We start from the raw sequence: 24,107 nt of genomic DNA on the forward strand, positions 1-24,107 counted from the left end.
GATCAGTGGGCGAGGCCCTCCTCGTGGAGGCGGTGGCTCGCGGGTTCGATCTGGAAGGTGCTGTGCTCGATGCTGAGGTCGAAGTGCTGCCCGACGCACACCTGCAGCTGGTCGAGGACCTGATGGGCGTTGCCGCTGGTGTAGCACTCCTCCTCGACCACCACGTGGGCGGTGAGGACGGGCAGGCCGGTGGCGATCTGGGTGATGTGCAGGTCGTGCACGTCGGTGACGAAGGCGAGGTTGGCGATGTGGGCCCGCACCGCGTCGGGGTCGATGCCCGCGGGGGTCGATTCGAGCAGGACGCTGACGGTCTGGCGCAGCAGCCGGACGGTGCGGGGGATGATCAGCGCCCCGATGAGCAGGGCCACGAGCGCGTCGGCGCGCACCCAACCGGTCAGGGTGATCACGACGGCGGCGACGATCACGGCCACCGACCCGAGGGCGTCGTTGAGCACCTCGAGGAAGGCGGCACGGAGGTTGAAGTTCGCCGAGCGGTGGCGCGCCAGCACCACCAGCGCGGCGATATTGCCCGCCAGGCCGACGGCACCGAAGACGATCAGTTCGGGGCCGGCGACCGGAGTGGGCTCGATCAGGCGACGCACGCCCTCGATGAGGACGTAGAGCCCGACGGCGAGGAGCAGGCCCGCCTGGGCCATGGCCGCCACGACCTCCGCGCGCCGGAAGCCCCAGGTGCGCCGGGCCGTGGCCGGCCGCAGCGCCAGGGTGGCCGCCGCCAGGGCGAGCGAGAGGCCCGCGGCGTCGGTGAAGACGTGGGCCGAGTCGAAGAGCAGCGCGAGGCTGCCGGTGAGCGCGGCGCCAACCACCTGGAGGACGAAGACGGCCACCGTGATCCCCAGGGCCGCGGCCAGCGGCCCGCGGTGCGTGGAGGTGTGTCCGTGGTGGTGGTTCCCCATGCGCCAAGGGTACCGTGCGGCGGATGCCCGACGGGAACCGGTGACCGGGAAAGTCAGCCCCCTGCCTACCTATTGGACCGATCGCGCGGACGTCACTTAGCGTTGACACTGACGGAATGCGGCACCGGCTCCGTGTTGCCGGGTGGAGAGACGAACCCATGGAGGGCGATTGTGAAGACGAAGGCACAGGACGGCACGACCCAGCGGCTGAAGGCCGTACTCAATGTCCTGGCGGAGCGGGCGCAGGGGGCGCCCGGCGGGCCGGGTTCCGCCGTGCTGGCCGAGGCCATCGCCCGCGTACCCCTCAACGAGCGGGAGAGCGAACTGCTCAGCGGCGGCGTGCCCAGGGGATTCAAGACCCTGACGACGGCCTCGGCGAAGCTCGTCAAGGCGGGCTGGATGGTCAAGGGCCGCAGCGGCTGGACCATCACCGAGGAGGGGCTCCGCGCAACCGTGGCGTTCCCCGACGAGGAATCCTTCGCCGCCGCGCTCGCCGGCGGCACGCCCGTTCCGGCGGACACGCCCCTGCCGGCGGCCGCCGGGGACACGGGCGCCAAGGCCGATGCAGCGGAGGACGCCGCCGCGGCGGCCCCGGGCGGGGACCGGGACGCCACCGGACGGCCGGACACCGGCCAGCCGGCGTCCGTCGCCATCGCCGGCAACTTCGCCTCCCACCTGGGGGCGGCCGAGGACTGGGCTCCGCACGTCGATGAGGTCCAGATGGTGTTCGACCAGGAGGAGAAGGTCTGGAAGATCACCACCGACCTGCCGGCCGGGGCGTACGCCTACAAGGTGGCCATCGACCGCTCCTGGGTGGAGAACTACGGGGCCTTCGGTGTCCGGGACGGGTCCGACCACGAACTCCACCACCCCGGCGGGGAGGTCACCTTCCGCTACGACCACGCCACGAAGGACGTCAGCACCACCTGAGCCGTCCGGGGGTCCGGTCCGCGGCAGGGCCGGCCCCGGGCGCAGGGGCTACCCTTGGATGGTGAAGAAACCTGCAGGACCCACCCCGGCGGGCGCGCCCGACGACGCACCCGCGGCCGGGCCGGACGCCGCCCGGCCCGCCTTTAGCGCCTACCGCGGCACCGCGGGCGACGGCGGAACCCGCGGCCGCGTGGTGCTGGCCGCCACCCCGATCGGCAATATGGGTGACGCCACCGAACGGCTCCTCGGGCTGCTCGGCAGCGCCGACGTCGTCGCCGCCGAGGACACGCGCCGGCTGCACCGGCTGGTGCAGGCCCTCGACGTCACCGTGGGCGGGAAGATCGTCAGCTACCACGAGCACAACGAGGCCGCACGCACGCCCGAGCTGCTCGAGGAGGTCCGCTCCGGCGCGACCCTCCTGATGGTCACCGACGCCGGCATGCCGTCGGTCTCCGATCCCGGCTACCGCCTCGTGGAGGCCGCCGTCGCCGAGGGCATCGACGTCACGGCCGCGCCGGGACCCTCCGCCGTGCTGACCGCCCTGGCGCTGTCGGGACTGCCCACCGACCGGTTCTGCTTCGAGGGCTTCCTTCCGCGCAAGGCCGGTGAACGCTCCACCCGGCTCGCCGAACTGGCCGCCGAGCGCCGCACCATGGTCTTCTTCGAGGCGCCGCACCGCCTCGAGGCGATGTTGCGCTCGCTGCGCTCGGCCTTCGGCAGCGACCGGCCGGCCGCGGTGGCCCGAGAGCTGACCAAGGTGCACGAGCAGGTCCTGCGCGGATCCCTGCTCGAGCTCCTCGAATGGGCCCAGGACGGGGAGGTCCGGGGCGAGATCGCCGTCGTCGTCGGCGGTGCCCCCGCAGCGGTTCCCTCCCGCCCCGAGGATCACGTCGCGGCGGTCGATGAATTGATCGGCAACGGGCTGCGCCTCAAGGAGGCGGTGGCGGCCGTCGCCGAGGAGGCCCGGGTCAGCAAGCGCGAACTCTACGCCGCCGTTCTCGCCTCCCGCTGATCCGCCCGGCCGGGCGGTTGTGCAGGTGAACAACGGATGCCGCCAAGTGTGGTGCACCACAGTCTGGACACGTGTGCCCGCCCGGGGCTACCGTGAGCGGGAATCCGGGCCGCGCCCGCCGCAGCCACCGTGCCGCTTCCACCGCCCCTTACCGTCGAGGAGTTTCTCATGACCGTCACCGTCGAGCGCGAACAGGACCTGCTGGCCCGGGTCCCCACCGGACTGCTGATCGGCGGGCAGTGGCGGGACTCCTCCTCCGGCGCCGTCTTCAACGTGGAGGACCCGGCGACGGGCAAGACCCTCCTGACGATCGCCGACGCCACCCCGGCCGACGGCGCGGCGGCCCTGGACGCCGCCGTCGCCGCCCAGGACGACTGGGCGCGGACCGCCCCGCGCGAGCGCGGCGAGATCCTCCGCCGGGCGTTCGAACTGGTCACCGCGCGCGCCGAGGACTTCGCGCTGCTGATGACCCTCGAAATGGGCAAGCCACTGGCCGAGGCCCGCGGCGAGGTCACCTACGGCGCCGAGTTCCTGCGCTGGTTCTCCGAGGAGGCGGTGCGCGCCTCCGGCCGCTACAGCATGGCCCCGGACGGGAAGTCCCGGCTGCTGGTCACCAAGAAGCCCGTGGGGCCGTGCCTTTTGATCACCCCCTGGAACTTCCCGCTGGCCATGGCCACGCGCAAGATCGCCCCCGCCGTGGCGGCCGGGTGCACCATGGTGCTCAAGCCGGCGAACCTCACGCCGCTGACCTCGTCGCTGTTCGCGCAGGTGATGGAGGAGGCGGGGCTGCCGGCCGGTGTGCTCAACGTCGTTCACACCTCGACCGCGCAGGCCGTGACCGGTCCGCTGATCGAGGACCCGCGCCTGCGCAAGCTCTCCTTCACCGGCTCCACCCCGGTGGGGCGCAGCCTGCTGGCCGCGGCGTCGAAGAACGTCCTGCGCACCTCGATGGAGCTCGGCGGCAACGCGCCCTTCCTCGTGTTCGAGGACGCCGACCTCGACGCCGCCGTCACGGGCGCGCTGGCGGCGAAGCTGCGGAACATGGGCGAGGCCTGCACCGCCGCCAACCGCTTCCTGGTCCACGAGTCGGTCGCCGATGAGTTCGCCGCCCGGCTGGGGGAGCGGATGGCCGGAATGCGCACCGCCCGCGGCACCGAGGATGACTCGAAGCTCGGCCCGCTGATCGACGGCAAGAGCCGCGACAAGGTCCACGAACTGGTGACGGACGCCCTCGCCGACGGCGCCGCCGCGGTGACCGGGGGGACGCCGGTCGAGGGACCGGGGTACTTCTACCGGCCCACGGTCCTCAAGGACGTGCACCGGTCCTCGCGGATCCTGCGGGAGGAGATCTTCGGTCCGGTGGCGCCGATCGTCACCTTCTCCACCGAGGACCAGGCCGTTGAGCTGGCCAACGACACCGAGTACGGCCTGGTGGCCTACGTGTTCACGAGGGACCTCAACCGCGGGCTGCGCCTCGGGGAGCGGCTCGATACCGGGATGATGGGCCTGAACGCCGGTGTCATCTCCAACGCGGCGGCGCCCTTCGGCGGCGTCAAGCAGTCCGGGCTCGGCCGTGAAGGCGGCGCCGAGGGGATCGAGGAGTACCTCTACACGCAGTACATCGGCATCGCCGACCCGATGGCCTCCTAGCCCTCGGCTCCCGGCCGGGAAGGGACTGCCGCGGGTCCCTTCCGGGCCGGGTTCCGACGTCGCGGTGAACGCCTACCGGGCCGGACGCAGGAGGGACCGCGGCAGGAACAGGGCCCGCAGCCGGACCGGCAGGCTGCTGCGTTCCCGAAGGGCCGCGGTCACGACCGCGACGTCGTCCCAGGCCACCGCCGGGGCGTCGGTGAGGGTTCCCGCCGCACCGGGAACCGGAGCGGGGACCGGCCCGGCGTATTCCTCGCGTTCGAAGGCCCGCTGCAGCCGCTCGAGGGAGGCCGCCTCGGGCCCGTGGAGCCCCGCACCGGCCCGCAGGCGCTGCGAGAACGCCCGGGGGGTGTCCGTCGGAAGGGACGGGTGGCCGTAGTCCCCGGCGATCTCGGTCATCTGGGCCCAGGCGGCCGCGGCGGTGCCCGGCCCGTCGCCGGCCTGCACCTGCCGGCGCCGCGCCGCCGTCCGCGCCGAGCGGATCAGCATCGGCAGCAGCGCGAGGAGGAGCCCGGCGGCCACCGCGGTCCCCGCCGCGGCGGCCCGGGAGCCGGCGGCGGCCGCATCCGCGGCGCCGGACGCGCCGGCCTCCTCGGCCTCGGCGGGCGTGCCCCGCGGGACGTCCGCCGCGCTGGGGTTGAGGCTGTCGTAGTCGTCGGCGCGGATGCTGAACGGGGACGTGATCGTCTGGGCGTAGTCCGGGACGACACCGCGCGAGGGGGTGGGCTCGAACCGCACCCAGCCGACCCCGTTGAAGTACAGCTCGGGCCAGGCGTGCGCGTTGCGCGAATCGACAGCGAACTCGCGCAGTTCGATTCCGTCCCGGCCGGCCTGGACCTCGCCCGTCGTCGTGCCCGGGGTGTATCCGACGGCGACGCGGCTCGGGATACCGGCGGCCCGGGCCATCACGGCCATGGTGCCCGCATAGTGAACGCAGTAGCCGGAGCGCGTTTCAAGGAACCGGGCCATCACGCCCATGCTGCTTCCGTCGTAGCCGCCCTGGACCGGGGCGTCCACGGAATAGGTGAAGTCCCGGCTCCTAAGGAAGTTCTGGATCGCGACCGCCTGGTCGTAGGGGTTGCGCAGTTCCCCCGCCACCTCCTCGGTCGTGCGCCGGACGATGTCCGGGGTGTCCCTGGGCAGTTCGGTGAAGACCTCCGCGACCGCGCCCTTCGGCGCCGGCCGGATGGCGCGCAGGCGCGCCTGGGTGAGGTCGGGCAGAGTACTGAGCACCTCGTACTCCTGCCGCACCGCGGTTCCGCCGTCGAAGGAGAGGATGCTGAGGTTCTTCGGGTCCCAGGTCCAGCGCCCGTTGAGGCTGGCGACGCTCAGCGGGGCATAGGGGGCCAGCAGCCAGGGGCTGGCGTAGCTGTCCGTGTTGATCCGGGTGAAGGCCGTCGCGCCGAACTCCCCGGCCGAACGGACCGATTCGGAGCCCATGCCCTGGAGGCCGGGTTCACGTTCGTCCCGCCGCTGCTCGGGCTCCCACCGCTGGCCGGCGAAGTCCTCGAGCGTCACGGCCCGCAGGTACACCGGTTCCGGGGAGTTCGTGGCATAGGTGACGCGGCCGAAGCCGGAGGGATTGCGCAGGTCGTTGCCGAGGGTCACCGCCGGGTTGAGTCCCGAGGTGCCGCCCCACACGTCGAGCCGGGCACCCTGCGGGAAGGCGCCGCTGTTGAATCCGGGAACCGCGAGGGGAAGCAGGATCGTCACGGTCATGGCGGCCGCACCCACCGCAAGGCCGCGCCCGAGGTAGCCGGTGGAGCCGTGCTCCGTGGAGGCGGCCAGGAGGCCTTCGCGCCACTGCGCGCAGCCCAGGAGCAGGAGGTAGGCCGCGACCGTCACCAGGAACGGTCCCATGCCGACGCCGAGGGGCTTGACGACGGCCGGCACGACCATCAGGGCCAGCAGGCCGACGCCGCTGACCGCCGGCATCCGCAGGGTCGTGGCAAGGGTGTCGACGGCGATGGCGATCAGCCCGATGGCCGCGCAGGTCACCAGGAAGATGCCGTCCCCGGGGAGGACCGGCGCGGCCTGGGAGGTGACCGTGTCCTCCGCGTGGTTCAGCAGGACCTGCAGCTGCACGCCGGTTCCGGGGCCGGGGATCACCCCGAGGATGCTCTGGTCCGGAACGAACCGCGAGGTCAGGCAGCCGCCCAGGGCCAGGAGGCCCGCGAGGATCGTGACCAGCCCGGGCAGCCGCAGGGCACGGGTCACGGACATGAAGAACAGGACGGGCACCACGGTGTTGAACACCGGTCCGAACCAGGTCCAGGGCTCGATGACGCCGTTGAGGCTGGTGGCCGCGGCGAGCACCCCGGTGCCCGCCGCCGCGGAGACGGCCCAGTGGGCATAGTCGGGCCGGACCGGCGGGGGAGCGGCCCGGGAGGCCTCCGGCGGGCCCGCAACGGGGCGTTCCAGCGTCGCTGTCACCGGAGACCTTCCTGGTGGGTGGGGGTGCGCTGCCCGGACGGGGCGGGTGCGGGGTGGCCGAGGGCGGCCCAGACGGCGGGCATGTCGGCCCGGGGGGAGGCGGCGGCCGCGTGCCACCCGGCGGTGCGCAGGATGTCGACCTGGGCCGCGGCATCGGCCGGTCGGTCGACGACCATCAGGGCGAGTGCGGCGGAGCCGTAGCCCGACGCCGTGGCGAGGGTCCGGGCCTCCTCGGCGGTCAGCAGCCCGACGACGGCGATCAGCGGACCCCGATGCCGGTTGGAGGCGAGCTTATCGAGGAGGTCGTCCCCGAAGGCCCGCCCGGCGTCGTCGTGGGCGGCGTCCTCCCGCCGCGGGGTGCGGGCGGCCGGCACCGGGTGCCCCGCGGCCCTGCTTCCGGTGCGCCGCCGTGCATGCCGCCGCACCGGACCTGCCCCGGCGGCGGTGCTCCCGGAGCGCCGGCCGGCCTCGTGGGCGGGGCCGAGCGCCGCGAGCCCCTCGGCGATGGCGGCCAGCGCCCCCGGACCCTCGAATTCCTCGTCCCCGGGGAACGGGGCGGAGGGGGAGCGCAGCAGGGCGGGCGCCCCGTGGTGGTCGAGAAACCGCAGCGCGTAGCTGCGCTCCAGGAGGTGGGCGCTGATGGACACCGCCGCCGTCACCGCCCATTCGAAGGCCGGGATGGTGGATCCGGCACCGCCGTGCCCGGGCTCGGCGCCGAAGACGGCGTTGAAGCCGTAGCTGAAGCTCGACTGCCGCTGGTCCATCAGGAGCGTTGCCTCCGGGGTGGTGACCGATTCCTCCTGCCGCACCATCAGCTCGTTGTGCCGGGCGGTGGCGGCCCAGTGCACGCGGCGCATCGAATCGCCGTGCCGGTACTCGCGCGTCATGACGTCGTCGTCGCTGGGGTTCGCCCTGCGGCGCGTGGCGGCAGGACCGTCGGTGCCGCGCGAACCCGACAGCGGGGCGGCGGCCAGGTCGAGCGGCGCCGGAGTCACGACCAGGGGATCCGGGGAGCCCAGCAGGTGGCTCGAGGTGCCCAGGCCGAACGGGTCGGTGAACTGTGCGGTGACCGGACCGATGTTGAACATGCCGCGGGTCGCGGAGCGCAGGCGGTATTCGTAGAGGCTCACGCCGGTGCGGGTCGGATTGGAGGAGGGGTAGGTGAACTGCGGGGCCCGCCCGAAGCGCGGCGGCACATGCTCCTCCATGGTCACCGGCGGACCGGGCGGGCCGCTGGAGGCCACCGCGAGGGAGACGGTCGTCGTCGAGCCCGTCTCCATGGTGGAGGGGGCGAAGCTGCGTTCGATGGTGAACCGCGGCTTGATGAGCCGCAGCATCAGCACCGACAGCGCCGGGAGGCAGGCCAGGAACACCCCGACGTAGAGGAGGTCGCGGCGGCCGAGGACCTGCGCGGCGAGCAGTGCCGCGCCGGCCGCGATCACGAATCCCCACCCGCGCTGGGTCAGGACGTTCGAGGGGAACCGGTCGAGCAGTGCCATGGCGGGCCGGTTCCGTCAGCGGCTTCGGACTCCGGTCCCGCGCGCGTCACGCGGAACCGGTACCTTTGCCAGCACGTTTTCGACGACCGAGGACGCGGTTTCGCCGGCGCTCGCCGCCCTCCGGTCGAGCATCAGGCGGTGGGCGAGGACCGGTCCGGCCATGGCGGTGATGTCGTCGGGGAGCACGAAGTCCCGTCCCTCGAGGGCCGCCGCGGCCTTGGCCGCGCGGAGCAGCTGCAGCAGCGCCCGCGGGCTTGCCCCCAGCCGCAGCCGCTGGTGCGTGCGGGTGGCAGCCCCCAGGGCCACCGTGTACTCCTTCACCGCCGGAGAGACGTAGACGGTGCGCACCTGGGCCATCATCGCGGCGATCCCGGCGGCCGTCGTGGACGGGCGGATCCCGGCCAGCGGAGACAGGGACTGGTGGGTCTCGAGCATCTCGATCTCGGAGCCGGCGTCCGGGTAGCCCATGGAGATCCTCGCCATGAAGCGGTCCCGCTGGGCCTCCGGCAGGGGGTAGGTGCCCTCCATCTCGATCGGGTTCTGGGTGGCGACGACCATGAAGGGATCACCCAGGGCGTGGGTGCGCCCATCGACGGTGACCTGGTGTTCCTCCATGCATTCGAGCAGCGCCGACTGGGTCTTCGCCGAGGCCCGGTTGATCTCGTCACCGATCACGATGTTCGCGAACACCGGTCCGGGCCGGAACTCGAAGCGGCGGGCATCCTGGTTGTAGATCGAGACACCGGTGACGTCCGAGGGCAGCAGGTCCGGGGTGAACTGGATGCGGTTGACCGTGCAGTCGATGGTGCGCGCCAGGGTCTTCGCCAGCATCGTCTTGCCCACCCCGGGCACATCCTCGAGCAGGAGGTGCCCCTGGGCCAGCAGCACCGTCAGGGCCAGCCGGGCCGCATCCGGCTTTCCATCGATCACCGTGTTGATCGATTCGAGGATTTCCGAGGCCACAGCGGCAAAGGACTCCACCGCCGGGGCCTGCCCCGCCGGTCCCGGCAGGTGGGAATCCTCGACGGTCGTGTTGTGGACGTCCATGAATGCCTTCCGCGCTTCGGCAGCTACGGGTCGGGGTCCGGCGGAGGGCGGCCGGGGAACACGACACGCAGGCGGTGACCTCGGCTGCCGCCACTGGCGGTGTGCTCCGGCTGACTAGATACCTAGATTACTAGGTCAACCTCCGGTGCGGGTGGAAAGTTCCCGCGCTGGATAGGCTGGGGAAATGGTCAACAATTCCGCGTACGCAGCAGGTTCCATCCCGGGGCCCTACCGGGCAGCCGGCACTCCGGAGGAGCCCGCCGGCCCGGGCGGCCCCGGGTCCGGTCCGGGTCCGGTTCGGGCAAGGAAGCCGGAGGGCGATGGCGGCCAGCGGCGGAAACTCGACTACCCCCCGCTGCCCGAACCGCTGCCGTCCCCGGTCATCGACAACCACACGCACCTCGACTTCCGGGACGGGCTCGTGGAGGTCAGCCTGCGGGCCGCCCTCGATGCGGCGGAGGCCGCCGGGGTGGCGGGCGTGGTCCAGGTGGGGTCGGACCTCGAGTCCTCCCGCTTCACGGTGAAGGCCGTGGACGCCGATCCGCGCGTCCTCGGGGCCGTGGCGCTGCACCCCAACGACGCCCCGAAACTCGCCGCGGAGGGCTCGCTCGAGGAGGCGCTCGAGGAGATCGAGCAGCTCGCCGCCCATCCGCGCATCCGGGCGATCGGCGAGACGGGCCTCGACTACTTCCGCACCCCCCAGGAGGGCATTGAACGGCAGCGCTACTCCTTCCGGCGCCACCTCGACATCGCCAAGCGGCTCGACCTGGCCCTGCAGATCCACGACCGGGACGCCCACGACGACGTCGTGGCCACCGTGCGGGAGGAGGGAGCGCCGGAGCGCGTGGTGCTCCACTGCTTCTCGGGGGATGCGGCCCTGGCCCGGATCTGCAACGAAAACGGCTGGTACATGTCCTTCGCCGGCACCGTCACGTTCAAGAACGCCGGCAACCTCCGGGAGGCCCTGGCCATCGCCGAGCCCTCGCTGATCCTCGCCGAAACGGACGCCCCGTTCCTGACCCCGCACCCCTACCGGGGCCAGCCGAATGCCTCCTACGTGGTGCCGTACACGGTGCGCGCCATGGCGGAGGTGCTCGGCGCGGACCTTGAGGAGCTGTGCGGGCGCATCTTCGCGAACACGACCGCCGTCTACGGTTCCTGGGACTGACCGGTGCCCCCGCCCGGTGGCGGGGTCCCGCCGGGTGCGGGCGGCCCTGCGGGGACCCGCAGGCGCCGGCCCCGCAGCGCTCAACCCCTGCCTCCCGTCCCCTTCGGTGTGACCTGTGGGACGCGAGGGTTTGGAGTTAAGGTCACGGCGCGGTTACGGTTAGCTCCTGTTAGCCGGGGTCGGGGAAGGCATTCGGACTAGCACTGCCTCCGGGCGGCGGTACCGGCACGCAAAAGCGCGCCGCCCCGTCCGCCGGCAACTCCAGCAGCTCCGGGACCGCTTCCGCGCCCCGGTGGCCGCCGTGCCCTGCGGGCCGCGGCTGCCCGCTGCGATTCCCCGTGCCCGGAGACTTCGTACATGGGGGACACGGTGGGGAAAAGGGTGCGCAGGCGCAGGCGCTGGCTGAAGCGGACCGGGCAGACGGTGGTGATGATGAGCCTCGTCTCGGGGCTCGTCGCCTTCGTCGGCAACGGCAAGCAGGTCGAGCTCACCGTCGAGGGCCGCACCTCCACGGTGCAGACCTACGGGGGCACGGTGGAGGAGATCCTCGCCAAGGCCAACGTCCCGCTCGGCCCGCACGACGCCGTCATCCCCGCCCGCACGGCTGAGGTTCCCGACGGGGCCGCGATCCGGGTGCGCAGGGCGCAGGAGGTCGACCTGATCCTCGACGGGGTGCGCGCAGCGCACCCGACGTCCGCGGCGACCGTCGCGGACCTGCTCGACGAGCTGGGCCTGGCCCGCACCTCGACGGTATCGCTGCCCCTGGCGGCCGAACTGCGCACCGTGGATTCCGCCATCACCATCCGGACCCCGAAGCAGGTGACGCTCACCGTGGGCGGGACCACCTCGGTGCACACCACCTCGACCGTCTGGCTTCCCGAACTGCTCGCGGAGGCGAAGATCGTCCTCGGCGCCGAGGACCGCATCTCCGTCCCGGTCTCCACCGCGGTGATCGACGGACTGGGCGTGAAGATCACCCGCGTCACCAGCAAGGAAGCCCGCACGGCCGAGCCGATCCCCTTCCCGCGCGTCGAGACCGAGGACCCGAACCTTCCCCGCGGCGAGCGGAAGCTCAGGGTCAGGGGCGTCGATGGGGAACGGATAAGCGTCTACGCGGTCCGCCTCGAGGACGGCAGGGAGACCTCGCGCCGGCTGATCAGCCAGACCGTCACCCGGGAACCGGTCGAGGAGCGGACCGCCGTCGGAACGCGTGCCGCCGCCGGGCCCGACCCGGTGGAACCGGAGGAGCCCGGGGTGGAAAAGCCCGCCGCCGGCCCTGCTCCGCAGGGGAACGTCTGGGCGGCGCTGGCCGAATGCGAGTCCGGCGGAAACTGGTCGATCAACTCCGGCAACGGCTACTACGGCGGGCTGCAGTTCAGCCGCCCGAGCTGGCTGGGCGCCGGCGGCGGCAAATACGCCCCGCTGCCGCACCTTGCGACCCCGGCCGAGCAGATTGCCACGGCCGAGGTACTCAAGGGCAACGGCGGATGGGGCCACTGGCCCTCCTGCGCCTCGAGGCTCGGGCTGCGCTGAGGATAACCCGCTGCCGGGACCCCTCCCCATCGGGGAGTGACAAATTGCGTCACCTTGGGGACCTCCCGGGGAGTGCGGAATATGATGGCACCCGGAGGATGTGCCATGAGACCGTCTGATCCACCCCACCTCCCCTCCGACGCGCTGCGGAACAGGGGCCTCCCGCCCGCGCCGGCGGCATCGATCCCTGCCCTGAAGGCCCCGGCGTTCCGCCCACGGCCGTCCCCGTCGTCCTGCGGTTCCCTCCCCCTTCCCACGGCAGGGGGAGCCGGGCACGAAACCCGTTTATACGGGTGCGGAGCGACGAACAGGATCCGCACCCGCAGACCCTGAAACCGGAACAGACCTATCGATGGAGGCGCAGCGGGATGCCCAAAATATTGATTGTCGGAGGCGGCTACGCCGGCTTCTACACGGCCTGGAAGCTGGAAAAGATCCTCCGCCCCGGTGAGGCCGAGGTGACCCTTGTGGATCCCCTGCCGTACATGACCTACCAACCGTTCCTGCCCGAGGTCCTGGCCGGCTCGATCGAGGCCCGGCACGTCGTGGTGTCCCACCGGCGGCACCTGCGCCGGACGCGCACCGTCACCGGAAAGGTGGTCTTCCTCAACCATGCGGAGAGGAAGGCGACAATCCGCTTCGCGGACGGCCAGGAAAGGGAACTCACCTACGACATCGCCGTGGCCACGGCCGGAGCCGTGAGCCGAACCTTCCCCATCCCGGGCGTGGCCGAGCAGGCGATCGGGCTGAAGAACGTCGAGGAAGCCGTCTGGATCCGGGACCGGCTCCTGCTCAATTTCGACAAGGCCGCCGCGCTGCCCCCCGGCCCCGAACGTGACCGGCTGCTGACCGTGGTGTGGGTCGGTGGGGGATACGCCGGCATCGAGGGTTTCGCCGAGCTGCGTTCCCTGGCAACGTCCCTGCTGCGGAAGTATCCGGAACTGACCCTGGCGGACACCCGGTTCCACCTGATCGAGGCCACCGGGCGCATCCTGCCGGAGGTATCCCTCGCCACGAGCAAGTGGGTCGAACGGCGCCTGGCCCGGCGCCAGGCCTTCATCCATTTCAACACCCAGGTCAGTTCCGCGGAGAACGGCGTCGTCACCCTCTCCACCGGGGAGCGCTTCGAAACCGACCTCCTGGTCTGGACGGCAGGGGTGGTGGCCAACCCGGTGATCACCCGCCACACCGACCTGCCCATCGATGAGCGGGGCCGGATCATGACCCGGGCGGACCTGCGGGTCGGCGGCGAGGACGGGCCCGTGCCCGGCGCGTGGGCGGCCGGGGACGATGCCGGAATTCCGGACCTTTCCGGCGGAGGCATCGGGGGCTACACCGTGCCGAATGCCCAGCACGCCGTCCGGCAGGGCAAACTCCTGGCCCGGAACATCGCGGCCACCCTCCGCGGTGAAGAACCCGTCCCCTACCTGCACAAGGACCTCGGCGCCGTGGCGACCCTGGGCCTTGGCACGGGAGTCTTCCAGTCCGGGCCCATCGTCATCAAGGGATTCCCGGCCTGGGTCATGCACCGCGGCTACCACGTGCTGGCCATCCCCACCTGGGAGCGCAAGTGGCGCGTGCTGTGGGGCTGGTGGCACAACCTGTGGCTCGGCCGGGACACGGTGGGCCTGCGGGGTCTCGAGCGGCCCCGCGGCTCCTTCGAGGAGGCAGCAGCCGCCAACACTCCGCGGCCCGAAAAGCGCACCTGAGCGGGCTCCTGCGCCGGCCACCACGCACGGGGCCGGGCGGCCGGGCCCGCGGCGCCGTGGACGGTCCGTCGGGGCGCCGGCACCGCCCGGGCTACCATAACTAGGTGACTTCGCCCCCAACCTCGCCGCCTCCAGCACCCCTGCTCGGTGCCGCCGACATCCGGCGGCTGGCGGCGGAACTCGACATCCGGCCCACCAAGACGCTCGGCCAGAATTTCGTGATCGACGGCAACACGATCCGCAGGATCGTCGCCGCGGCCCAGTTGGGCGAGGGCGAGACCGTGCTCGAGGTGGGCCCCGGACTTGGCTCGCTCACCCTCGGCCTGCTCGACGCCGCCGAACGCGTCGTCGCCGTCGAGATCGACCCGGTCCTCGCAGGACGGCTCCCGTCCACCGCCCTCCAGTGGCGCCCGGACCGGGCGGAGGCGCTCGACGTGGTCCTGGCGGACGCGCTGCGCGTCACCGACCTGCCGCACCCGCCCACGGCCCTCGTTGCCAACCTCCCCTACAACGTCGCGGTGCCCGTGGTGCTGAACCTGCTCGCCCGGTTCCCCTCGCTGCGCTCGGGCCTGGTGATGGTGCAGGACGAGGTGGCCGACCGGCTCGCCGCCGGCCCCGGATCCAAGGTCTACGGGGTCCCCTCGGTCAAGGCCGCCTGGTACGCGCGCATGACCAAGGCCGGAGTGATCGGCATGAACGTCTTCTGGCCGGCCCCCAAGATCGCCTCGGGGCTCGTTCGCTTCACCCGGCATGACCCGCCCGCCACGACGGCGTCCCGCGAGGAGGTCTTCGCCGTCATCGACGCCGCCTTCGCGCAGCGCCGCAAGACCCTGCGCGCAGCCCTCTCGGGCTGGGCCGGCAGCCCCGGCCTTGCGGAGCAGGCCCTGGTGCGGGCCGGCGTCGACCCGACGGCGCGCGGCGAGGTGCTCGACGTCGCCGCCTTCGCCCGGATCGCCGAGGGGAAGGCCCCGGCCACCTGAGCCCGCGATTTTCAGCACGGAAGCCGGTGATCTAAGTTGGAGGTTATGGAGTCGGTACGAGCTGGACAGGTGCCAGGTGGCCAGCGCAGGGTCCGGGTCCGGGCCCCCGGCAAAATCAACGTCTCCCTGCGGGTGGGTCCTCCCCGCGAGGACGGCTACCACGGAATCGCCAGCGTGTTCCTTGCCGTCTCCCTCTATGAGGAGGTGACGGCAACCCGGGTCGACGGCGACGGCGTCACCGTGAGCGTCAACGGCCAGGGCACGCTGAACCTGCCCCCCGGCGCCGTTCCGCTCGATGCGACGAACCTTGCGGTGCGCGCCGCGCACCTGCTCGCCGAGGTAAGCCCGGCCTCGGGCGGGGTGCACCTCGACATCACCAAGCGCGTCCCCGTCTCCGGCGGGATGGGCGGCGGATCCGCCGACGCCGCCGCCGCGCTGCTCGCCTGCGACGCCCTGTGGGGCAGCGGCTTCTCCCGCGACGAACTGGCCAAGATCGCCGTCGGCCTCGGCGCCGACGTGCCCTTCGCACTGCTCGGCGGCACCGCCGTCGGCCTCGGCGTTGGGGAGCAGCTGACACCAGCGATCTCCAAGACACCGCTGCACTGGGTGCTGGTGCCGGCGGACTACGGCCTGTCCACCCCGCAGGTGTACCGGCTGCTCGACGAGATCCGGCTGCGCACCGGTGCGGACGCCCCGCTGCAGCCCGAGATCGATCCGGCGATCCTCGGCGCTATGCGCGCCGGGAACGCCTCCGCCCTGGCCCCGCTGCTCTCCAACGACCTCCAGGAGCCGGCGTTGGAGCTCGCACCGGGCCTGGGGGATATCCTTGAGGCAGGATCCAAGGCCGGGGCGCTGGCGGGGATCGTCTCCGGCTCCGGACCGACCGTCGCGTTCCTGGCCGGCAGCGCCGCGCACGCCGCGGACCTTGAGTCCCGGCTCGAGGCCGAGGGCATGACCGCCACCGCGGTCCACGGTCCGGCGCACGGCGCGCGGATCGCCACCGACACCATCGGCTGAGGTCCGCCGGTCGACAACCCTTACTGAAAGCAGTTCGCATTGGCACACCTTCTCGGCGCTGAAAACCTCAGCGTCGCCTTCGTTACCCGCACCATCCTCGACGGGGTGTCCCTCGGGCTTGAGGACGGCGACCGCATCGGCATGGTGGGGCGCAACGGCGACGGCAAGTCAACGCTCATGCGCCTGCTCGCCCAGCGCACCACGCCCGACTCCGGGCGCGTCACCCGCCGGCGCGACGTCAGCGTCGGCTACCTCGACCAGACCGACGTGCTCGATGGCTCACTCTCCGTGGGCGAGGCGATCGTCGGAACCCAGGACGACCACGAATGGGCCTCAAGCCCCAAGATCCGCGACGTGATGGGCGGGCTGGTCTCCGAAGTGGACTGGCACGCGCCCGTCTCCTCGCTCTCCGGCGGGCAGAAGCGCCGGGTGGCGCTGGCGAAACTGCTGATCGGCGACCACGACGTCATCATGCTCGACGAGCCCACCAACCACCTCGACGTCGAGGGCGTCGCCTGGCTGGCCGGGCACCTCAAGCAGCGCTGGCGCCCCACCGAGGGCGGGCTCCTGGTCGTCACCCACGACCGCTGGTTCCTCGACGAGATCAGCACCCGCACCTGGGAGGTCCACGACGCCATCGTCGACGGCTTCGACGGCGGCTACGCCGCCTACGTGCTCGCCCGCGCCGAGCGGGACCGCATGAACGCCGTCATCGAAAGCAAGCGGGTCCAGCTGGTCAAGAAGGAACTCGCCTGGCTGCGCCGGGGCGCTCCCGCCCGCACCGCCAAGCCCAAGTTCCGCATCGAGGCGGCGAACGAGCTCATCGCCGACGTTCCGGAGCCCCGTGACACGCTCGCCCTCAACAAGATGGCGATGTCCCGCCTTGGACGGGACGTGCTCGACCTCGAGGACATCAGCCTCACCATCGACGCCGGCGGGCAGGAGCGCCGGCTCTTCTCCAACGTGACGCTGCGCCTCGCCCCCGGACAGCGCCTGGGCCTGGTCGGCGTCAACGGCTCGGGCAAGACGACCCTGCTGCGCATGCTCAACGGCGAGGTCCCGCCGACCAACGGACGGCTCAAGCGGGGCAAGACCGTGCAGACCGCCGTGCTGTCCCAGGAGGTCCGCGAACTCGACGAACTGGGTGACAGCCGCGTCATCGAAGTCATCGAAGCCGAAAAGCGTGTGTTCAGCGTCGGCGGCAAGGAGGTCTCGGCCAGCCAGCTCGTCGAGCAGCTCGGCTTCACCAACGAGAAGCAGTGGACCCGCGTCAGCGAGCTCTCCGGCGGGGAGCGCCGGCGGCTCCAACTGCTGCGCCTGCTCGTGGGGGAACCGAACGTCCTGATGCTCGACGAACCGACGAACGACCTGGACACCGATACCCTCTCGGCCATCGAGGACGTCCTCGACGGCTGGCCGGGCACGCTCGTCGTGGTCTCCCACGACCGGTACCTGCTCGAGAGGGTCACCGACACCCAGATGGCACTGCTCGGCGACGGGCGGCTGCGCGACCTTCCCGGGGGCGTCGACCAGTACCTCGAACTGAGGCGGGCCGCGCCCTCGCTCCGGGTGACCGGGTCCTCGGCGTCCCCCGCCGTGTCGAAGGACGGCGGCACCGCAGGCGGATCCTCCGAGGCCGAGCTGCGCCAGGCCCGCAAGGACCTGGCCCGGATCGAGCGGCAGATCACCAAACTGGATGCGCAGAAGGGCAAGCTGCACCAGCAGATGGACGAGGCCGGTTCGAAGCCGGACGCGGACTTCGGGTACCTCGCGGAGCTGAACGTGAAGCTCAGTGCGCTCCAGGCGGAAACCGAGGGCCTTGAGGAGCAGTGGGTGCTCGCAGCGGAGGTCCTGGGCGAGTAGTCCGCGCCTAAATATGAGTAGCGGTTACGCGGAATTTCCGTCGTCGGCTGTGGAAGCCCGGTGTTAGCTTGAAACAAGCCCGTCGCGACCGAATGCGCTCATTGTTTAGGAACTTCGTATGCCGTATGTCCTTGGCGTTGATATCGGAACGAGTTTCACGGCAGCCGCAATCACCCGACTCGGCGGCGACTCGGTAGCGACGCCATCGACCCTCGGCCTGGGGCTGCGCGGGGGGCCGGTGCCGACCGTCATCTTCCTCGGCGAGGATGGACAGATGCTCGTCGGGGAGGCCGCGGAACGGCGCGGGCTGGAGTGCCCCGAGCGCATGGTGCGTGAATTCAAGCGCCGGGTCGGCGACTCCGTTCCCTTCGTGATCGACGGGGTGGGGGTTTCCGCGGAAGACCTGTTCGCCATCCTGGCGCGCTGGGCCGTGGACCGTGCCCAGGAGCGCGAGGGCGAACCCCCGGTCGCTGTCACCCTTTCCCATCCCGCGGGTTGGGGCACCTACAAGACGGGCCTGATCCGGGGCGCACTGGCCCGGGTGGGGCTGGCCGATGCAATGCTCCTGAGCGAACCGGAGGCCGCCGCCCTCCACTATGCCTCCCAGGAGCGGATCGAACCGGGAAGGACGGTCGCCGTCTACGACCTCGGCGGCGGAACCTTCGACGCCGCGGTGCTGCGGAAGAACGACACCGATACCTTCACGGTGCTTGGGCGTCCCGGCGGCATCGAACGGCTCGGTGGGGCCGATTTCGACCAGGCCGTGTTCGCGCATGTAGCTGCCGGCGCGGGCACCCCCTTCGCCGGGCTTGATCCGTCCGACCCCGACGTCCTGCTGGCCCTCGCGCGGGTCCGCCGCGAGTGCACCGAGGCGAAGGAAGCCCTCTCCGCGGACTCCGAGGCGACGATCCCGGTGCTGCTGCCCTCTGCGCACAGCTCGGTGCGGCTGGTCCGCTCCGAGTTCGAATCGATGATCGAGGAGCCGGTGCGGGAGACCGTCGAGGTGCTCGCCGGGGTGCTCGAGGACGCGGGGGTGGCGCCGGGGGACCTCGACGCCATCCTGCTGATCGGCGGTTCCTCCAGGATTCCCCTCGTCGCCGAACTGCTCTCCGAGGAATTCGACCGACCCATCGCCATCGACGCCGACCCCAAGGCGTCGATCGCCCTCGGTGCCGCGTTCGCCGCTGCCGGGCTCGTGGAGGAGGACCCGGCCGAGGACCCCGCCACCGTGCCCGCCGGAGTGCCCGGGGCACCTCCCCGGCCCGCCCTGGCTTCCGGGGCGCCGCCGGCACTCGCCGGGACCGGCGCGGGCCGGGCCCGGTCGCGCACCGGACTGCGGGTCGGTGCGGTGGCCGTGTCCGCCGCGCTGCTCACGGGGCTCACGGCGACGGCGGCCCAGAGCCCGCGCTTCTTCGGGGGGCTGAGCGCCGCCGCGGAGGCCGATTCGAGCACCGGCACGCCGACGCCGTCGACCGGGGAAGCGACGGCCGGGAACGCGGGGAGGGGCACCCCGGGCACCAGCTGGTTCTCCGAGCTGACGAACCCGACCCCACCGGCCACCACCGAGGGCGTACCGCAGGGCATCGCAGCGCTGGACCCGGCGGGCGGGGACCGTGCCGGCGCCGAGGCCCGGCAGGAAACGAAGGACCGCCGGACGGCAACCGGGGACTCGGTGGAAATCGGAGACGCAGGGTTGGGGGCGCCTTCCGGAACTCCCGACCCGACCCCCGGCGCAGCACCAAGCTCTCCTGAGCCGTCTCCCGGTCCGACGACTCCGCCACCGGCCTCGCCCGATCCCACCGTTCCTGCTCCGACGGTTCCCGGTCCGACGGCTCCGCCGCCGACGTCCCCGGATCCGACGGCTCCCGGTCCGACGGCTCCGCCGCCGACGTCCCCGGATCCCACCGTTCCTGCTCCGACGGCTCCGCCGCCGACCTCTCCCGATCCGACGTCGCCCGATCCCACGACCCCGCCGCCGACGTCCCCGGATCCCACCACCCCGCCGCCGGGCTCTCCTGAGCCCACGACGGCGCCGCCTGCTCCGGATCCGTCGACGCAGCCGGGCGGTCCGGGGCCCACCGAGTCTTCCCAACCGGTCCCCAGCTCGGATCCGGGGGCCCCGGTCGTCCCGCCGCCGGCACCGGAAGGCTGACCGGCGGTGCAGGCAGGAAGTCTGGGGGTCTCATTGACATGTCCGCTGCGGGAGACGGTGGCCGCGTCCTTCCTCGGCGCCGCGGACCGGTCCGCCGCCGATCCGCACCTGCGTCTCGTCGCGGGCGTCTCGGGTGCCGGCGGAACCGGCAAGAGCGCCCTGCTCGACCTCGCCGAAGAACACTACCGGGCCGCCGGGGTCGGCGTCGTCCGCGGTCCGGCGGCCCTTGGACCTCCCCTCCGGGGCACCCGGCGGGCGGTCATCATCGACGACGCGCATCTCCTCGACGACGCGGCGCTGGCTCGAATCTCCTCGATCATCGAGGACCGCGCCGACCATGTGATCGTTTCCTACCGCACCTGGCCCCGGACATCCGGGCTCGAGCGCCTCGCCGCCGTCCTTGAACAGCACCATCCGCCCGTGGTGCTGGGGCCGCTTGGCAGCGATGACCTCGCCCGCTACCTGGGGGCCGCCCTGGGCGAACCGGTTCCGCCGGCAACCCTTGAACTGGTGGCCGAACTCACCGGCGGGATGCCGTGGCTGGTGCAGCGCGTCACCGCGGGCCTGCAGCAGCAGGGCCGCGGAACGGACACCGTGCCGGAGGTGCCCCGCGGCGTCATGGACCAGCTCGGCTACGAGCTCGACGGCGTCGAGACCGCGCTGCGCGAGCTGCTCCTCGCGATGGCCGTCGGCTTTGCCCCACCGCGGCAGGTGCCGCCCGGGCTCGAGGGATCGGGAACCCCGATCGATGCCCTGCTCGCCAAGGGCCGGGCCGGCGGGCTGCTGCTTCCCGATGGACGGCTCGTCCCACTGATCCGCCGGGCCCTGCTCGCGGCCACTCCCGACTACCGCATCCTGGAACTTCAGCACTTCCTCGTTGACGTGTTGACCCGGGACGGCGTGCTGGGCGGGGACGTCGCGCGCGGGCTGGCCCGGGACGGGCTGCGGCACCCCCGGGTGGCCGCGGCGCTCGTGGCCGCTGCGGATGCGGCGCTGTCGGACGCGCCGGAGGCCGCGGCGGCTCTGTATGAGGAGGCGGCCGCCGCGGGCACCGACAGGCTCGCCACGGCGGCCCGCCGCGCGCAGGCCGCCGCAGCGGCCGGGGACCTCGACGGCGCGGGCCGGATCCTCGACTCACTGCTTGCCCAGGAGGAGGTACCCGATGTGGCCCGTGCCGCCGATGTCGCCGCCTCGGTCTGGGCCCAACGCGGAATGCTCTCCCGCGGCGCCGAGGTGTACCGGTGGCTGGGGGAGGGCCGGGCCGGAAGTTCCGCCGCCCTTGCCGCCGTCACGATGATCGGCAGCGGGGACCGGGAGGGGGCGGACGGAATGCTGGAGGGGACGGCGCCGGGCGGCTCCCCGACGCTGCGCGCGGTGTCCACCGCCCTGATGGGGCGCGCCGTCCTTGACTCGCTCGGACCCTCCCCGGCGCAGGCCCTTCCCGGACTCGTCCGGGCCTCCGACATGATGACAGCCTCCGGCCAGAGCGTTCCCCTGCCCGACCTGCCGGCCGCCCTGGCCGCGCTGGCGGCCCTGAGCAGCGGCGAGCTTGACCTCGCCCAATCCGTCCTGGATGCGGCGCTCGCCGGTGGGCAGGGAGGACCTGCGGCGCGGCCACGCCTGACGCTGCTGCGGGCCTGGACCGCGCTGCAGCAGGACAAGCCCGGTGAGGCCCGGTTGTACGCCGCCGAGGCAGTCTCCGGCCCCGGTACGCTGGCGCCCCGGGACGGGTTCTTCCTCACGGCGCTCGAGGTGGCGCTGGCGAGGAGGACCGGGGATGTTCCGGCCCTCGTGGCAGCCTGGCAGCGCGCCCGGGAGGGCATCCTGCGCGTGTCGATCGACCTCTACCTCCTCCTGCCCCTCGGCGAGCTCCTCGTGGCCGGTGCCCGGCTGCGCGACGCGGAAAGGCTCGAGGTGCAGCTCGCCGAGGCGTGGTCGCTGCTGGAACGGCTGGGCCACCCGCCGCTCTGGTCGGTCCCGCTGCACTGGGCCGCCGTCCAGGCAGCGCTCCTGGCGGAACGGCCCCAGGACCTTGCCCCGCATGCGGCGGCCCTTGTCCGCAACGCCCAGGGGTATCCCCTGGCTGCGGTGCTCGCCGCCGCGGGCAGGGCGTGGATCTCGGTGCTGGCCGGCCGGTTCGAGGTCTCCGTCGTGGAGGGTGCTGCACGCGCCCTGGCGGCAGCGGGTTTCACCTGGGACGGCTCGCGGCTCGCGGGCCAGGCCGCCGCCCGCGCCGATGACCGGAAGGACATGGCCCGCCTCATGGCGTGCGCCCGGGACCTGCACCCGGTTCCCTTCGCGACGGCCGGGACGCAATCCCCCCGCGCGGCGGCCGGCACCGCGGCCCCGGAACCGCGCCTCCGTGCCGGTGCGGTGTCCGATGAGTCAGGGCTCAGCGCCCGTGAGCGCGAGGTAGCGCAGCTGGTGCTCGAGGGCCGGACCTACCGGGAGATCGGCCAGGCGATCTTCATCTCTCCGCGTACCGCCGAGCACCATATCGCACGCATCCGGCGCCGTCTTGGCGTCACCACCCGTGCCGAACTGCTCGACCGGCTGCGCATCGCCCTGGTCCGCGCCGAGGAGGGCGAGGGGTCGTAGGGAGGGGCCCCCGGCGCCCTCCTTAGGGTCCCGGGCCGGCCCATAGCCCCTCCCGGTGCAGGACGCGTCCCCCTCCTCCGGCCCCCGGGTGCCCGGAAACCCCCTGCCCCTCCATCCCCGGGGCGCCGAAACCCCTGGTCGGCCGGTCCGCGGCAGGGGAGGGATCCCCGATGGCGGCGGCCGGCCGCGGTCCTAGGTTGGATTCAGGCGTTTCAGCATCGGCGCTCACAGGTCAACCACCGAGCCCACACCAATCACTGACCGATACGGGGGAAACAAAATGCCCACACTCGCAACGACCCTTCTCGAATTCCTGATGAGCCTGTTCAAGGATCCCGAGGCGGCGGCGGCGTTCAAGGCGGACCCGGAAGGGGCCCTCGCCGACGCAGGGCTTGCCGGAGTCTGCATGGAGGACGTCGACGCCGTGATTCCGGTCCTGCTCGACTACGCCCCCGTCGAGGTCAGCTCCTCCTTCGACCGCGAGTATGACACCGGCGGCAACTCCTCCTCCATCGAGGCGCCCATGAGCGGCGATGCCGGTTCGGTCAACGTCGGCCCGATCGTGGCACCCGGCAGCGGCCACGGGCACAGCCACGATGACGATGACGATGACGATGACGATGACCGCGACCACGACCACGGTCGCGACCGCGACGATGACCGCGACCACGACGATGATGACGACCGCGGTGACGACGACTACAACGACCACGCCCACGCGGTCCAGACGCTGACCCACGTGATGAACAACTACTCCTACACCTCCACCATCGACGACCGGGACACGATCACCGACCAGTCGGTGAACCAGAACATCTGGGCCGACGGCGACGTCTCGCAGTTCTTCGACAACGACGCCATCGTTGCCTCGGGTGATGACGCCATCGCCGCCGAAGGCGACGTCGAGGTCGACAACTCGGTCGACGAATCAACCGACAACTCCACGACGGTGCGCGCCGGGGACGACGCGCACATCGGAATCGGCAACACCGACGTCGACGTCGAGATCGAGGACTCCTACAACGAGGATTCCTACAACGAGGACAACGACATCGACGACTCCTACAACGAGGACAGGTCCGAGGACCACTCGGTCAACGACTCCTACAACACCGATGTCGATCTGGACGTCGACCTCGAGGACTCGTTCAATGACAACTCGGATTCCTCGGAGACGACGGTGAGGGACTCGTACAACGACGGGTCGACCAACGTCGACATCGACGAGTCCTTCAACGAGGTCGACAAGTCCGTCACCGACAACACGGTCAACACCGACCTGGACGTCGACATCGACGACTCGTTCAACGAGGTTGAAATCGAGGATTCGTACAACGAGACCACGACCGAGACCACGACCACGACCGAGACCACGACCACGACCGAGACCGAGGTCGTCATCGACGACTCCTTCACCACCGACAAGTCGGTCGAGGTCGACGCGGAGTTCGACGACTCCTTCAACCAGACCTCCACCGACGTCGTCGTCGACGACATCAACACGGAGTTCACCTCGATCGACGAATCGGTCGTCCTCACCGACACCGAGGTCACCGCCGTCGAGGCCCCCGTGGAGCTGGAGGCCGACTCCTAGGAGCCTCC

General features: G+C 71.9%; 16 protein-coding genes. 12 read left to right on the forward strand and 4 right to left on the reverse strand.

From position 1 onward, the window contains the following. Positions 1–2 precede the first annotated feature (2 nt). Positions 3–914: a cation diffusion facilitator family transporter gene (locus ACX80W_RS13380; RefSeq protein WP_459284062.1), complete on the reverse strand. Its 912-nt coding sequence runs from the start codon at positions 912–914 to the stop codon at positions 3–5. Between the two features lie 171 nt (positions 915–1,085). Here ACX80W_RS13380 and ACX80W_RS13385 point away from each other — a divergent pair, with 171 nt between their 5' ends. The 3 genes from ACX80W_RS13385 (at position 1,086) to ACX80W_RS13395 (ending at position 4,506) form a co-directional block, all read left to right on the forward strand. Next, entirely contained in the window at positions 1,086–1,844 is a 759-nt protein-coding gene (locus ACX80W_RS13385; protein ID WP_459284064.1) for a pullulanase X25 domain-containing protein, read from the forward strand. Between the two features lie 220 nt (positions 1,845–2,064). Continuing rightward, the gene (gene rsmI / locus ACX80W_RS13390; RefSeq protein ID WP_459284122.1) at positions 2,065–2,856 is read left to right on the forward strand and encodes a 16S rRNA (cytidine(1402)-2'-O)-methyltransferase; all 792 of its coding nucleotides are present in this window, start codon (positions 2,065–2,067) and stop codon (positions 2,854–2,856) included. A gap of 168 nt (positions 2,857–3,024) precedes the next feature. Then, complete coding sequence (locus tag ACX80W_RS13395; RefSeq protein WP_459284066.1) at positions 3,025–4,506, forward strand: NAD-dependent succinate-semialdehyde dehydrogenase; 1,482 nt, start codon at positions 3,025–3,027, stop codon at positions 4,504–4,506. A 72-nt stretch (positions 4,507–4,578) separates the two neighbouring features. Here the strand turns inward: ACX80W_RS13395 and ACX80W_RS13400 are convergent, their stop codons facing one another. From ACX80W_RS13400 to ACX80W_RS13410, 3 genes are read right to left on the reverse strand one after another with little or no spacing between them, the layout of a single operon-like run. After that, on the reverse strand, positions 4,579–6,939 hold the full coding sequence (locus ACX80W_RS13400) for a transglutaminase TgpA family protein (protein WP_459284068.1): 2,361 nt from the start codon (positions 6,937–6,939) through the stop codon (positions 4,579–4,581). After that, complete coding sequence (locus ACX80W_RS13405) at positions 6,936–8,438, reverse strand: DUF58 domain-containing protein (protein ID WP_459284070.1); 1,503 nt, start codon at positions 8,436–8,438, stop codon at positions 6,936–6,938. The genes ACX80W_RS13400 and ACX80W_RS13405 overlap by 4 nt, the downstream gene beginning before the upstream one ends. Positions 8,439–8,453: 15 nt before the next feature. Further along, the gene (locus ACX80W_RS13410) at positions 8,454–9,485 is read right to left on the reverse strand and encodes an AAA family ATPase (protein WP_459284072.1); all 1,032 of its coding nucleotides are present in this window, start codon (positions 9,483–9,485) and stop codon (positions 8,454–8,456) included. A gap of 184 nt (positions 9,486–9,669) precedes the next feature. Here ACX80W_RS13410 and ACX80W_RS13415 point away from each other — a divergent pair, with 184 nt between their 5' ends. From ACX80W_RS13415 to ACX80W_RS13455, 9 genes are all read left to right on the forward strand, one after another. Continuing rightward, complete coding sequence (locus ACX80W_RS13415) at positions 9,670–10,653, forward strand: TatD family hydrolase (RefSeq protein WP_459284074.1); 984 nt, start codon at positions 9,670–9,672, stop codon at positions 10,651–10,653. 357 nt (positions 10,654–11,010) lie between these two features. After that, positions 11,011–12,186: a resuscitation-promoting factor gene (locus ACX80W_RS13420; protein ID WP_459284076.1), complete on the forward strand. Its 1,176-nt coding sequence runs from the start codon at positions 11,011–11,013 to the stop codon at positions 12,184–12,186. A 368-nt stretch (positions 12,187–12,554) separates the two neighbouring features. Further along, the gene (locus ACX80W_RS13425; protein WP_459284078.1) at positions 12,555–13,895 is read left to right on the forward strand and encodes an NAD(P)/FAD-dependent oxidoreductase; all 1,341 of its coding nucleotides are present in this window, start codon (positions 12,555–12,557) and stop codon (positions 13,893–13,895) included. A gap of 104 nt (positions 13,896–13,999) precedes the next feature. Beyond that, positions 14,000–14,875, forward strand: a complete 876-nt coding sequence (rsmA, locus tag ACX80W_RS13430) for a 16S rRNA (adenine(1518)-N(6)/adenine(1519)-N(6))-dimethyltransferase RsmA (RefSeq protein WP_459284080.1) — start codon at positions 14,000–14,002, stop codon at positions 14,873–14,875. Positions 14,876–14,920: 45 nt separating this feature from the next. Next, positions 14,921–15,892 (forward strand): 4-(cytidine 5'-diphospho)-2-C-methyl-D-erythritol kinase, encoded by a 972-nt coding sequence (locus tag ACX80W_RS13435; protein WP_459284082.1) that lies wholly within the window; start codon positions 14,921–14,923, stop codon positions 15,890–15,892. 39 nt (positions 15,893–15,931) lie between these two features. Beyond that, a complete protein-coding gene (locus tag ACX80W_RS13440) occupies positions 15,932–17,755 on the forward strand; it encodes an ABC-F family ATP-binding cassette domain-containing protein (RefSeq protein WP_459284084.1) in 1,824 nt (607 codons plus the stop codon). A 118-nt stretch (positions 17,756–17,873) separates the two neighbouring features. Continuing rightward, the gene (locus ACX80W_RS13445; RefSeq protein ID WP_459284086.1) at positions 17,874–19,907 is read left to right on the forward strand and encodes an Hsp70 family protein; all 2,034 of its coding nucleotides are present in this window, start codon (positions 17,874–17,876) and stop codon (positions 19,905–19,907) included. A gap of 6 nt (positions 19,908–19,913) precedes the next feature. Then, the gene (locus tag ACX80W_RS13450) at positions 19,914–22,505 is read left to right on the forward strand and encodes a LuxR C-terminal-related transcriptional regulator (RefSeq protein ID WP_459284088.1); all 2,592 of its coding nucleotides are present in this window, start codon (positions 19,914–19,916) and stop codon (positions 22,503–22,505) included. Between the two features lie 280 nt (positions 22,506–22,785). Next, complete coding sequence (locus ACX80W_RS13455; protein ID WP_459284090.1) at positions 22,786–24,099, forward strand: IniB N-terminal domain-containing protein; 1,314 nt, start codon at positions 22,786–22,788, stop codon at positions 24,097–24,099. Positions 24,100–24,107 lie beyond the last annotated feature (8 nt).

It is taken from the genome of Arthrobacter melezitosi (genome assembly GCF_054511055.1).